Here is a 13935-nt window from a genome sequence, read left to right on the forward strand (position 1 = left end):
ACACTCTTCAGTCAAGGTTCAACCTCGGGCGCAAGGCGCGACAAGCTCCACACTGCATTAGCCAATTCCCACGGCGAAGTTAAACGGGAGTAACCATTTGCGACTTTGGGACTCAAATGAAGCGCCCCCGTCTCAGACACTAGGCTTTGATTGACCAGCGGATAGAGCAAACCCCTTGCAGCTAGTGCAGCAGTACTGTTCACAACATTTTTGTGCAGCAAAGGAGACCCCTGACGCGTAACCGCTATCAGAGACATCGCATCGATTGTGCGAAACGATATCCAGGCCTTGCCCTTGTCACCCGGATACTCGGGCTTGTTCTTCGAGACATCATCGAGACGGCTCCAACCATCGAAGGCCTGGCCCCACCAGTAATTCCAAACTCCATCCTCTGGTAGATTACCGTCGGGAGCCACATGACCAATGAACAACTGAGCTATTTCACGCGCCGCACGGTAAGAAGCGGCGTCCTTGTTAGGGTCGGCCACTACTGCAACCGCATAAGCCCATTCGTTTTGATGGTTGTAAGGAACCGCAACGCCGTCGAAATAGAACTTACTTCCCTTGGGCCAACGCAAGTGTGCCTGACCAGGGCTGATCCATTCAGGCTTTTCACCCTTGCGGGCCAACACATCAATGTGGTTACGCAACTCCAAGACATCCCTTTTGAGAGTTATAAGGGATGCAAGTTGCCTCGGTCTAGACACCTCTTTCGTGTAGCGCTCAAAGAGAAGCAGTAATCTCGCAGTCTGCACAGCGAAGAGAGCCCGGCTACGGTCAACCGTGAATGCCCGCGTCTGGAAGCGACCCTGAGCATAGTGCTGATCGATGAGACCGATTTCCAAATCCAGGCGCTGCCTTGCCGCCGCCAGGAGGGGCCCGAATATCCTGAAGGCGGCTTCGCTCCGGCGCGATACCTCCAGCATATCGAGCAGCCCGTTGAGGTAATAAACCTGAGACCAAGGAATACGGCCTTCCTCATTACTGAGGCCCGTCTCCAACCAACCTGAATGCTGTGCTGATAAAAAGTCACGCAGGAAAACACTGCGCAATTGGTCAGCCGAGCGAGCATGCTCAATCTGCAGTCGCCCTTGCGACCACGCCAAGCCCCAAACAGCGCCTTGGGCCGAATTCACAGCAGGCACAGCGATACCGGAAGGCGCTACGATGCGCAGTTCTCGCGGCCCACTGTCAATGGGGGACGGTGTGACGCAGAGATGTGCCAGCCCGCTAGGCGTAGCCACAGACTCCACTACGTGGCGGCATCCTGGCACTCGGCGCACCTGAATCTGCGCTTCATGAATCTGCGCCTCCAAGGTTCCACCGACCAAATAGAGACGATCTTGCGGACTGACCAAAAACCGCAAGGCGGGAATCATTTCGTAAGTAGTACCTGCTGGATCCTCAAGAGAAGGTATTTTCGTACGCACTCCGCCCGGCTCTGTGCAAAGACTTTCGGCCTTGAAGCGAATCAACCAGTTGGCCGACGAGGGATTATCAAAATACGCTAAGTAAATGCTATCCCCATGCAGGGCTGCCGCTCGAAAAAGTGGGTTCACATTACCATGCACAATGGGCAAGGCACAAAGAACCTTGGAGTCGGTATCTAGTTTTTTTAACCAGAGGGCGTCGGTTGGAAAGCGCCTGAAGACCACATAGCGTCCCGCACGCCCTTCAAGTATCGCGAGCGGGATGCCTGCGTCCTCAAACTTTAGCGTCAAACCAGAACGGTACACGGTTGCCTTCGTATTCTTATCTAGCACAACCGAGCCGAGTGATGGATCCAGCAAAGGTACTGAATCAGTCTGAGCAAAAGCGTCCCTCGCTGACACTCGCACAACCTCCTCGGAAGCCCCTGAAATCGCCATCTGCCTAGCAGACTCCAAACCCGCGCCTGAGGCTTCACGCTGGGCACGCATGCAAGCCAATACGCCGCGATAGAGATACGCTTCATACTCAGCAACGACCAGAGGGCTGGCATTGTCAGCGCCCTGCGGATACTTCGCGTAGCGCCCGTCTGACATGCGGTATCGGTGCAATGTGCCGTACAGAGACGGCCGCAAATTAGTCAAGCCTTCCTCCGAACAAGCCAAATACATTGCAAAACCTAGGTCATAAGACCGCGCTGCTGTCTTAACGTCCCCACGAAATCCAGGCCAGCCACGAACAGTACCGCCCTCAATTGGGAAGTCACGTATGTGGCCCAGCACGGCATACCGATCGAACAGCCCCGAAAGGCGACCTCCATAGGCCATGTAAGTTCGTATTCCGTCGATGACGTAGCCCGCGTGCGGCAAGTCATTCGGTACGTTTTCCTGTACCGAATAATTCCAATACCAACTCTTGCGGGCCGAGACCTGACGATGGCGCAGCAGTGATTCCATTGTTGCGTCTGCTACGGCTCGCAACGCTGCCTGGCGTGATGCATCGCGCACCATCCAGCTGTAGCGTTGCAGCTGCCCTGCCATGTAGGCAGCTGGATTAAAAGTGTCGTATGGACGGTCAGAATCCCTAAGCGAATATGGAACCAAGCCGCTCGGGCTTCGCATCGCAAGGTTCAAATAGGGATCAAAGGCCCGCCCAACCTTATCGAGAATTTCCTTGCCGGGAGCAGCAGGATCGCGAGCACGCCATGTCATTAGTGCGTCGACGACGATAGCCGTCGAAATCGTGTATTCCGAGTGCGCCGGATTTACGGAACCATCACCATAGGCATCCCACGCGACAGGCACCCCCCAGCCTATCACCCCGTCATGATTTTCGTCCGCGTGTTCCAGTAACCAACGTCCAGCAAGGCGAACGAGCGACTTCTTTTGTGGCTCGAACCTCAAATCAGCACGATCCAACTCCGCCAACAGCACCATGGCGGTTGCCTTTGGAATACTGTCAATAGTGTGACCCGGATAATCGGTGGTGCCTCTTCCGGGCACAGTCTGGTCGATATTGGCGTAGAGGCTTCGGGCCACTGTTGACCAATCACTATCTGCAACTTGGCTCGGCTGCCCAAATGCCATTGAGCCAGTCGTCAGAACCAGTACACCAACCGCGCTGCACCAACGCACGCCCTGTTCCACAATGGCCCAAGTCATGCGTGCAAACCCAGCGTGTCTAGGGAGTTGATGCGGCGGATCGTGTCGTTGAAGTCTAGTCCAATGGTGTCTAGATACCAGCGCAAGGAAGGAACACGCGGCCGATTCTCTTCCATGATGGCGAGCATGGCATATTCCCTGGTGATCTGCCCCTCGCGAATCTGGTTACTACGGAAGGTATCAAACTCAGTGAAGCCGCGGGCCGTCATGTAGATATAGTTGTAGAAGGGTGCCGTTCCATCGCCAATACGCCATGTGCTCGGAGAATCAGGAGAGAGCTCCCAGTCGTATTCGCCAATCAGCGTCTGGTTGACCTTATCTTCGTTCCAGATGAAGTGGTCGAAAATGAAATAGAAATCTTTTCGGGGCTCAACGTAGTACGCAAGAAATGCTCCGAACGTATCTGCCAAGGAGCTGTTCAAATAACCCGGATTCTTGAGAAACTGAAAAGCATAGTGACTTGCCAGTTTGGCCTTGCGCCCCATCGAGAGGTAATCTACCCGTCGCTTCTCGAAATCGGGTGAGACGTTGCAGAAGCCGGATTTGAAGTCGGTATTCTCAAGCGGGTTGGCGCACCATAGGTCAAGCGATATGCCGGTTTGCTTTTTGAGCATGTTCACAACGCGAAAGAAGTGCTTGTCACCGGCCATGAAGAGCGGAACCATACCCAGGTCGGGCTTTCGCAGCCATGCCGCAACATTCTTGCGAATATTTTCCCGCTTCGTCTTGATGTCCGCAGAAACCAAAATGTTCTGTATGCCCAGTTGGCCACAGAGCCGCGCTACGTTACGCCGTGCGAGGTCTGTCACCATGCCCCAGTCATAGGTGAAGGTCACCGGCTTGAGGCCAAATTCCTTCTTGATAAGATGAAGTCCATAACTGCTGTCACGGCCACCACTGAATGGCACGATGACATCAGGGCCTGGCGCGCTTCGACGGTAGCGCTCCAGCGAAGTAATGAAATCCGCACGCGTCTTCTCTGGGTGCATGCCAGCGAACCGGCGGCGGTATGAACGGCAATAATTGCAGACACCCGCAGAGTCAAAGTGGATATACGGAAACGTCTCCGGGAGCACACAGCAAGTGCACCGGCGTAGCCCTTTAACTCGAGTTTCGCCGAACTTGACCAGCGACTCGTCAGCAGAGCGCCGGAGTACAGAGGGTGCCCCGGGATGGCCCACATGGCGTTCGAAATGCTGCAGCGGTGTCAACGCAGTTTGGCCGTCCGCATGGTTTGCCTCCTGCACAGAGGCCTCTTGCCCGTCTTCCAACGTTGCAATCTTGAACCGGGATGCAGGTTGCTGTCCCGTCACGTCGAAAACCAAGCCGGTGCCGGCTTCGATCCATTCAATTGCAGTCGAGAGCGGAAAACCGGACTTGCCATCTCGGCTGTCTAAAACGCTTTCTAGAATGTAACGCTCAGAAGCGAAGACCAATACTTGCTGTTGGGCATCCACCGCCATGTGGAGATCACCCGTATTTGTTGCCAGCGTTACTAAGCCAGTTTCGCTGTGAGTCCAGGCAATGGAGGCTGCGCCCTCAAGTTCCAAATAGATGGCACGGGTTGCGGCGACCGGGTCCTTGGATAGGCGCATGAAAGCGTCCAGTTGTGCAGCGAGCACTTCTGTATCTACCTCGGCCATTCGTGGCAAGTTGCTGTGCGAGGTCCACAGCTCTTCCACGTTCACCACGATGCCGTTGTGAATGATACTGATATGGCCCGAACGGACAGGCTGGTTGTTTTGCGGAAGGGCCGCAGTACCGTTGGTCACCAACCTGGAGTGAGCCAAGATGGCCATCGGTTGATTGCCCGAGGAGGCTTGAGCGTCAAGTCCGGTGTCAAGGACCCGCTCCAGCACCTCGCGGTATTCATCACTGCGTATGAATAGCGATGCAGACTGCGCGCCCTTGACCGTCCAGGCTTCGCGTTGCGCAGGCAGATACGCATGGAACCCAGCGGATTCCTTGCCTCGGCTCTCAGACAAAAGGTAGAGCCGTTCCAACATCGCCTTGACCGAGTTGCGATCAACAGAAGCCTGCGACTGAAAAAGAAGCCCGAAAATTCCACACATGATAGGTAATCAGTTACGCCAAGTATTGGTAAAGAGTCGCCAGCCGATGAGTTGCCGGGAAAGCACGAATAACGCTGCGGTGCCTGCAACATAACTGATCGCAGTGCCCAAAGCAGCACCCTCCAGTCCCAGGTACGGCAACAATAAGCATGAACCAAGCACATTTGCGCCAACAGCCACCAATTGCTGCACCGCCTGATAGCCCGGTCTGCCAGACACAAGCATGAGATTGTCGAAGGGAATCCACGTACCAATGAGGTTCAGGCCAATCAGGAGAATGATCAGCGACGGCAACCCTTCGTCCAGGCCCTTGCCCGGAATGATCCATGCGCTTGCGGCCATGTAGGCAACAACCAAACCTAAAGAAAGAACCAGCAACGCAGGCAGCGCATACCTCGCGGCTTGAGCACGAAGCGTGCGCAACTGAGCAACATCATTCAGCCGTAGTGCCGCCACTAGAACTGGATTGAAGTTGAGCCGCACCATAGCCAGCACGTGATATGCCCCATCGACAAGCATTGCTGCAAAACTGTAGATTCCCACAGCTCTGTCTGTAAGGAAGAAACCAATCATCAACACATCGATGCGGGAGTTGACCTCCGCGAACATGCCTGCAGGAAAACTTTTGCTACCAAATGCCAAGTGCAATCGACACCAAGTTGCACCGACCCGAGGAAGCAGACACAGCTTGGCACGCGCGATGAAAATCAAAGCGGCCAAGCACGTGACGACCTCAGCCAGCAGGAACGCAAGTGTGCTGACAGCCATGGAAAGCCCCGAGGCCGCAATGCCCACAACCCCTGCCATGACCAAGATGTAGCGCAGCGCCTGCAGAACCGCATGCGCCCGCATGTGCCGCAGGCCATTGAGATACGCCAGCAGAACCTTATTAAAGGGAAACAGTGCCAGTCCACCTGCACTGAAAGCGATGGCTGCAGCCGTGACATCATTTTTGAAAAGCTGAGCAAACAACGGTTGAGCCAGCCAAAGCGCCGCAGCTCCCAGTGTCCCGAACAACAATACCAAGCAACCCGCACTACCAAGCATGACAGCCCGGTCAGGAGCACTGTCGGAATGGAAAGCACTATGACGCAACACCGAATAATGCACCCCCCAACTGGCAATCTGCGAGGCGACGATATAGACTGCATAGGCGAGGTTGAAAACCCCCAGCGCGGCTGCATCGCGCAGCATAGCAACAGCTATATTGATGACAATGCCGCTTGATGCCAGAACGGCAAAACTGCCCAAGCTGAATGCAATATCTTGAGACAGCTTGTGCCGTCTCAAACTATGCGCCACGGTGTGAAGTACCGATACGATCATGAACGCTCAGCGGGGGCTCCTGCGGCCCCGAACGTCTCGTGTACGCAGTGGGGGATTCAGATGCTTGTTCTCTTCATAATCAAACCACATCGCGAAAAACAGAGAGTTGAATCCCAATGAAAATGAGAACAGCCAACTCAAAAAAGTAATCTCAGGCACACTCCCACTGCCAATCCAGAGGCCTAACAGCCGGATGAACATGAGACAACTCACGCCAATGCTAAAAAAGCCGAATGCATAGAAAAACACCAGCGGATGAAAATTACGAATGATGTACTTCTCCTTAAGACGCCAGAAGAACAGTCGCACCAGAAGTGACCCTATAGTGAAAATCACCTTGCGCACCTTAATGCCAGACTTCTCTCCGACGTTATAGACCGGCTCAATCGGTACATCGACCACTCGCATGCCTGCAACGTTCAATTTCACCAGAAGATCGTTGGGCTGACCGTAACGCTTATACATTAGGTCCCAATTGATAGCCTGCAGAGCCACTAAGTTGATAGCCGTATATCCAGTTTGCGAATCCGCAACATGCCAATAACCGGATGCAATCTTGGTAAACAATGAAAGAGCCGAGTTACCAAAGAATCGAATTTTCGGAATCTTCCTAAATGCCTCACCTGTAACCAGTCGATTGCCTTTTGTGTAATCAGCCTCATCATCGACTACAGGATCTAAAATTGCGGGAAGATCCGCCGGATCCATCTGACCATCCCCCGCCATCACAACGGCAATATCATACGCGGCATCACGGGCCCATTTATAGCCTGTTGCAATAGCTCCGCCTACACCTTGATTGACGGAATGCTCAATTAATGTCACAAGCCCGGCCCTGCAGCGCTCATGCTGCCTGATTACCTCTGACGTTCGATCCCGACTGCAATCATTGATGATCACAATCATGTCAACCCATCCAGGCATTGTGTCAATCACTTTGGCAATCTGCGTTTCTTCGTTGTATGCAGGAACCACCACAGCGATACGCTTATTTCGATACATTTCCAAATCCTTTAGATACTTGCCATAGCAGAGACAACGCGCTCAATATCAGCCTCTTGCAAGTCTGCGCTCATAGGCAAACTCATTACATGATCAGCAGCCCAATGACTATTGAGAGTTTGCAAGGCAGACACATCATCACGATATGCAGGCTGCCGATTTAGCGACAAGGGATAATGCACTGCAGTAGGAATACCTTTAGCATGCAAATGCTGCTGCACCGTCTCACGACTCTCTACGAACACCGTGTATTGGGCCCATACACAATTACGGTCTGGCCGCACTGCCAGAAGTTGCGCCTTGCAGCAAGTAGATAAAAGGCGCTCTCTATAGATGGCACCAAGCCTGAGTCGACGCTCGACTTCCCAATCAAAGCGCTGAAGCTTAGCAAGCACAACGGCGCATTGAATCGTATCCATGCGACCACCGAGCCCTAAACGCGTGTGGTAGTAACGCCTTTCTTGTCCGTGGACTCGTATTTCCCTCAAAGCTTTGGCGATTATGTCGTCATTGGTAAAAACTGCGCCACCATCTCCATAACAGCCCAATGGCTTGCTAGGGAAGAAACTTGTACAACCGATAGTAGAAAGATTACAACTCTTGCGCCCTTTGTAAGTGGCACCAAAACTCTGTGCACCATCTTCAATTACAGAAATACCGTGAGCGGAAGCAACTGCATTAATGCTATCCATATCTGAAACCTGCCCATAAAGAGAAACAGGCATGATCGCTTTAGTGCGAGATGTGATTTTTGATGCAATAGCTTTTGCATCAATGAGACATGTATCAACCTCAATATCTACATAAATAGGTTTGGCACCTAGAAGAACGATTGTTTCAACCGTTGCCGCAAAGGTAAATGGGGTAGTAATCACCTCATCACCCGGGCCGATGCCAAGGGCCATAAGCGACATCAACAGGGCTTCTGTACCCGAAGCGCAACTGATGCAATGGCGAGACCCCGTATACGCAGCAAGGGCCTCCTCCATCTCTGCAACCTCAGGTCCCATGATGTACTGCCCATGATCCAGTACCCTGTGAATCCGAGCATCAATTTCACTCTTGAGAACCTGATACTGGCTTTTGAGATCGATGAATTGCATTTGCAGGCACGCTTCCATAGACTGAGCTTTGGTCAAAATTCTGCCCCCTGCTCAAGGGTGCAAACACTGCCTCGCAGCGAGTAGATATCTCCAGTGTGGGGGCAGGCTGCCGTCGCCTCGCCAGATAGAGGTAGAGGCAAGCGCTCACCATGGCGACTCATCCATCCAATTTGCCGCGCTGGCACCCCAACAACAAGCGCAAACGCCGGCACATCCTTTTGAACTACCGCACCTGCACCTACAAAGGCATAACTTCCAATAGTTACGCCACATACCACGGTGCAATTGGCACCCAGCGTAGCGCCCCGCCTGACAAGGGTTCGTCGGTACTCGTTCTTACGCACCACTGCGGCACGGGGGTTGTAGACATTTGTGAACACCATACTGGGTCCACAAAAAACATCGTCCTCTAGTGTCACGGCGTCATAGACACTCACATTGTTTTGGATTTTGACGTTGTGCCCGATATGTACATCGTTACCTACAAAGACACCCTGTCCGAGTGAACAGTGCTCACCAATTGACGCACCACCGCTGATGTGAACCCAATGCCATATGCGAGATCCCGCACCTATGCGAGCTCCTCCGTCTATGATCGCCGTAGGGTGAACCGTGTAGCTCATCGCTTCAAACCCTTGAGAAACGGATGCACCCGCTCATCTGCACCCACTGCAATCGATGCACTGCGAATCACATCCACCGTCTCAATACAGTGCCTTGCATCGGCCAAACCATATCCCCGGCCCGCCAGAATCTCGCGGTAACTGGTGGTGTGCAGGTCGGTAAAACCTTCTGAAAACTCCAGTTGTTCGCCGCTGATGTCGATGTTGCGGTAGGTTGGCTTCTTGCCCTTGACTTCATCCGGCAGGTCGTTCGCGTCGATGGACAAAAACCAGCGCACCCGCGCCCGTTCATATTCCAGATAACCAGCGGCCTTGCTTTCCTGGCTCAGATGGATGCGGTTTTCCTGCAGCTTGCCAAAGATGAAGTGCAGCATGTCAAAGAAATGCACCCCAATGTTGGTCGCTACACCGAACGATTTGCGTGGGTCCCCCTTCCAGCTTTCGGCATACCATTTGCCACGCGATGTGATGTAAGTCAGTTCGACATCAAACTTGGTGTCATGCGGTGCCGCTGCCACCTTGTCGCGCAGTTTCAAAATCGCGTCATGGTGGCGCAGTTGCAGAATATTGAAGACGCGCTTGCCTGTTTCCTGCTCGATGCGGGCCAGTTCATCCATCAGCTGCGGCGTTGGTACCAGGGGCTTCTCACAGATGACATCACAACCAAGCCGCAAGCCGGCGGCAATATGGGCATGGTGCAAATAGTTGGGTGAGCAGATGGAAACGTAATCCAGCGCTGTCGCGGGATGACGCCTGAGTTGGTGCGCATGCTCAGCAAACCGCTCAAACTCTGTGAAGAAGTCACTTTGCGGCGAAATGCTGTCGATGATGCCCACCGAGTCATTGATGTCGTAAGCCACGGCCAGATGATTGCCCGTGTCCTTGATGGCGCGCATGTGCCTGGGGGCAATGTAGCCAGCTGCGCCAATGAGTGCAAAATTTTTCATGCGGAAATCTTGAGAATTCTGAGAGCGTAGGGGCGTTTCAAAGGCGGAATACCGTGAATCCCGCGGCCAGTGCCAAGTGCCTGTTGTAGAGGCTTTTCACATCGGCCAGCACGGGCTTTTCACCCCGGCAAAAGGCGCGCAATTGCCCTGGTGTGCAGGCCCGAAATTCGTTGTGACCGACAGCCACCACCAGCGCATCCACAGGGTGGTCGGCATCTACGCGGTCCAGTGCCAAACCATACTCGTGACGAACCTCGTCTGCATTGGCCCAAGGGTCCGCAACCACGACATGCGCCCCCCAGCCTTCAAATTCGCGCACCATGTCCACCACTTTGCTGTTACGGATGTCCGGGCAGTTTTCCTTGAAGGTGATGCCGAGCACGCCGATTCGGCAACGTGGCACATCCATGCCGTTGCGGAGCATCAGGCGAATGGTGTTCCTGGCGACGTAACGCCCCATGTTGTCGTTGATTCGCCGCCCGGCCAGGATCACTTGCGGGTGATAGCCCACTTCCTCGGCTTTGTGGGTGAGGTAGTATGGATCTACGCCAATACAGTGCCCCCCCACCAGGCCGGGACGGAAGGGCAGGAAGTTCCACTTGCTGCCTGCGGCCTCCAAAACATCCAGCGTATCGATCCCCAGGCGATCAAAAATCACCGACAACTCGTTGACCAGTGCAATGTTCAGGTCTCGCTGGGTGTTTTCAATGACCTTGGCGGCCTCCGCAACCTTCAGGCTGCTGGCTTTGTGGGTTCCCGCCTTGATGATGCTGCCATACAGCACATCCACGGCATCTGCCACCTCAGGAGTGCTTCCACTGGTGATTTTTTTGATTTTTGTGAGCGTATTGACCTTGTCGCCTGGGTTGATGCGCTCCGGGCTGTATCCACAGTAGAAATCACGATTGAAGGTTTTGCCGCTGGCCCGCTCCAGCACGGGCACGCAGACTTCCTCCGTTGCACCGGGGTACACCGTCGATTCATAGATCACAACAGCACCCGCGGGCATGACCTTACCAATGGTTTCGCTGGCTCGCACCAGTGGCGTCATATCGGGCCGGTTGGCCTTATCCACTGGCGTGGGCACGGTCACAATGAAGATCTGGCAATCACCCAGTGCCGATGCATCTGAAGTGAAGCGCAGATGCGTGGCTGCCTGAAGGTCTTCCGTGCTGACTTCCAAGGTCGTGTCTTTGCCTTGCGCGAGCTCACTGATACGGTGGTCGTTGATGTCGAATCCCATCACCTCTCGGTGCTTCCCAAACTCAACAGCCAGGGGCAGCCCCACATAGCCAAGACCCACCACAGCAATTTTTGCGTTGTCCAGTTTCATATTTCTTTTGAATCAATGAGGGCCATTTGCCTCAATACACGCGCACCACGCCCACTCCACCCAACCCGAAACTATAAGGTTCGACCATAGCGGTCATCGAATCGAACAATATCGTCCTCCCCAAGATACTCGCCTGACTGCACTTCGATGATCTCGAGCGGCACCTCGGAAGGATTGGCTAATCGGTGCACGCGACCGACAGGAATGTAGGTGGATTGGTTGGCCTCCAGCAGATAGGTGTCCTCACCATTCGTGACCTCGGCCACGCCCTGCACCACCACCCAATGCTCAGCGCGATGGTGATGCATTTGCAGGCTCAGCGATGCGCCAGGGTTCACCACGATGCGCTTGACCTGGAATCGCTCGCCTTTATCAAGGCAGTCGTACCATCCCCACGGGCGGTGTACTTTGCGATGGGTGCGCGCAAGCGCATGGCCTGCCTGCGCCAGTTGGGCGACCACCTGCTTGACGTCCTGCGTCCGGCGCTTGTCGGCCACCAGCACTGCATCTGGCGTCTCCACCACCACGACATTGTCCAGCCCCACGCCAGCAACAAACCGGCTGCTGGACAGCAAAAGGGAGTCAGTGCAGCCCTGCTGCACCACAGCGCTACCCACCAGGGCATTGCCCTGTGGGTCTCGCTGGACCTGACTCCACAGGGCATCCCAAGCCCCCACGTCAGACCACCCGGCCTGCAATGGCACCATGGACAGGGGAATGCCTAATTCAGAGCAGGCGGGCAGCCGCTCCATGACGGCGTAATCAATCGAATCCGAAGGGCATCCAGCGAACAGTGCAGCATCGGGACGAACAAAGTCGAGGTCTTGACGAGCGGCCTGCATGGCCGATGTGCAGGCGGCAAGAATGTCAGCGCGGCAATGCCCCAAGGCTCGCAGCCACGTACTGCCCTTCAGCATGAACATGCCGCTGTTCCAGAAATGAGCACCGGACTGCAGATACTTCTGGGCAAGTTCCAGAGGAGGTTTTTCGGTAAACCGCTCTACCTGACGCAACAACGGCTCAGACCGGATGGATGGGCCCGACGCAATGCGCCCAGCGGGTTCGGCATGGCACTGGATGTATCCATACCCCGTTTCAGGGTAGTGGGGCACAACCCCGAAGGTCACTACATGCCCCTGGCAAGCCCCAGCATAAGCATCTTGCACGGCCTCGTGAAAGGCGGAAACATTGCCGACCACATGGTCTGCAGGCATTGCAAGCATGACGGGATCCTCGCCGCACGACTGGGCCTGCAGTGCAGCCAGGGTGAGCGCAGGCGCGGTGTTGCGCGCAGCCGGCTCCAGCAGGATACGAGCATGCTCGATGCCAACTTCCTGCAATTGGCTGGCCACCACAAACCGATGCTCTTCGTTGCAGACCAGCACAGGGGTTGGGGCCTGCGGCACATCACGGGAAAGACCACCCAGGCGAAGCACCGTCTGCTGAAGCAGTGTGTGCTCACCCGTCAGCGCAAGAAATTGCTTGGGTAAAGTTTCGCGCGACAAAGGCCAAAGGCGTGTGCCAGAGCCGCCGCAAAGAATGACGGGAAGAAGCATGGGGCGGTTCACGAAGTCGCAGAGTCGGTGCGTTCAGCTTGGCGCATGGTTGCCAAATCGGCCTCCAGCAAGGCAAGCCGTTGATTCAGGCGGCGCACGTCACGCTCTATGCGCGTGTTGACCATGTCTGCATGCAAGGCCTTGACCAGCAACACCATGCAGGCACCGAGCAGCAACAGCGCTGGCGAGTAGCTGATCCCCAAAATCCGCGCCAAACGGTCAATCAACCCGGGCCAGGCTCCCAAAAGCGCAGCGAACGCAGCCACGGCGACCCAGAACAGGCCGTGCATCACGTACAGGTGATCTCGCCGAACCAGATACAGAATCACCGCCGCCAAGCCAATGCCCAGCAGTGCAGTTGTCATTTGCAAGGACGCCATTGAACTCCCATTTTTGTGATGCTTGATAGCAGCCTGGATATTCAGAGGCTCAGCGGTGAACAGCTTCAGTGCGGGCCACTCGGGGGCATGGATCAGATGAATCGATCTGAAGCTTGGCACGCCCCACGGAACCGGATCGCTGCCTGATTACAGATTGTATAGATGCTGAACGCCAGTCACCCGCTCCATGATGCGTGTGCTCATGTCCCCGAGAAGGCTCTAGCGCCAATGATTTATGGCGCAAGCGACCCCAATGCGTTTGCAATCGCGGATGTGGGGCGGGATATCTGCCCCCTCCGATCTAGCGTTCGCTCCTAGGGCGCTTTCAGATCCGCTCCATGCTGACTGTTATGCTTGTTCGATGGCCCGCTCAATCTCTTCGTGCACATCCCTGACAGTGGGTCCACAGAGCGACAAGGAGCTTCTGGAAGTAAGCTGGCTGACGATTTCGTCCACCGTTTCAGAAATGCGCTTGGGCCGCACGATGAACGCGCGACGAACTGC

10 protein-coding genes are annotated in these 13935 nt (G+C 54.9%); all 10 read right to left on the reverse strand.

What is annotated here, in order from left to right; genetic code table 11:
- Positions 1 to 11: 11 nt before the first annotated feature.
- The gene (locus tag CLU87_RS23175) at positions 12 to 3089 is read right to left on the reverse strand and encodes a hypothetical protein (RefSeq protein WP_143227286.1); all 3078 of its coding nucleotides are present in this window, start codon (positions 3087 to 3089) and stop codon (positions 12 to 14) included.
- Positions 3086 to 5161 carry a hypothetical protein gene (locus CLU87_RS16615; protein ID WP_099731149.1) on the reverse strand — a complete coding sequence of 692 codons (2076 nt, stop codon included), beginning with the start codon at positions 5159 to 5161 and terminating at the stop codon, positions 3086 to 3088. The genes CLU87_RS23175 and CLU87_RS16615 overlap by 4 nt, the downstream gene beginning before the upstream one ends.
- A gap of 9 nt (positions 5162 to 5170) precedes the next feature.
- A complete protein-coding gene (locus tag CLU87_RS16620; RefSeq protein ID WP_099731150.1) occupies positions 5171 to 6487 on the reverse strand; it encodes a lipopolysaccharide biosynthesis protein in 1317 nt (438 codons plus the stop codon).
- 6 nt (positions 6488 to 6493) lie between these two features.
- Positions 6494 to 7489, reverse strand: coding sequence for a glycosyltransferase family 2 protein (locus CLU87_RS16625; protein ID WP_099731151.1), 996 nt, complete (start codon positions 7487 to 7489; stop codon positions 6494 to 6496).
- Positions 7490 to 7500: 11 nt separating this feature from the next.
- On the reverse strand, positions 7501 to 8592 hold the full coding sequence (locus CLU87_RS16630; protein ID WP_099732216.1) for a DegT/DnrJ/EryC1/StrS aminotransferase family protein: 1092 nt from the start codon (positions 8590 to 8592) through the stop codon (positions 7501 to 7503).
- 32 nt (positions 8593 to 8624) lie between these two features.
- Positions 8625 to 9215 (reverse strand): acyltransferase, encoded by a 591-nt coding sequence (locus CLU87_RS16635; RefSeq protein ID WP_099731152.1) that lies wholly within the window; start codon positions 9213 to 9215, stop codon positions 8625 to 8627.
- Complete coding sequence (locus tag CLU87_RS16640; RefSeq protein ID WP_099731153.1) at positions 9212 to 10162, reverse strand: Gfo/Idh/MocA family protein; 951 nt, start codon at positions 10160 to 10162, stop codon at positions 9212 to 9214. Before CLU87_RS16640 ends, CLU87_RS16635 begins: the two co-directional genes overlap by 4 nt.
- Before the next feature lie 37 nt (positions 10163 to 10199).
- Positions 10200 to 11495, reverse strand: coding sequence for a nucleotide sugar dehydrogenase (locus tag CLU87_RS16645; RefSeq protein WP_099731154.1), 1296 nt, complete (start codon positions 11493 to 11495; stop codon positions 10200 to 10202).
- A 71-nt stretch (positions 11496 to 11566) separates the two neighbouring features.
- The gene (locus tag CLU87_RS16650; protein WP_099731155.1) at positions 11567 to 13051 is read right to left on the reverse strand and encodes a mannose-1-phosphate guanylyltransferase/mannose-6-phosphate isomerase; all 1485 of its coding nucleotides are present in this window, start codon (positions 13049 to 13051) and stop codon (positions 11567 to 11569) included.
- An 8-nt stretch (positions 13052 to 13059) separates the two neighbouring features.
- Complete coding sequence (locus CLU87_RS16655; protein ID WP_369804323.1) at positions 13060 to 13551, reverse strand: DUF2304 domain-containing protein; 492 nt, start codon at positions 13549 to 13551, stop codon at positions 13060 to 13062.
- Between the last annotated feature and the right edge of the window lie 384 nt (positions 13552 to 13935).

Origin of the sequence: Acidovorax sp. 59, from assembly GCF_002754175.1 — a bacterium.
In the GTDB taxonomy this organism is placed as follows: Bacteria; Pseudomonadota; Gammaproteobacteria; order Burkholderiales; family Burkholderiaceae_C; genus Acidovorax; species Acidovorax delafieldii.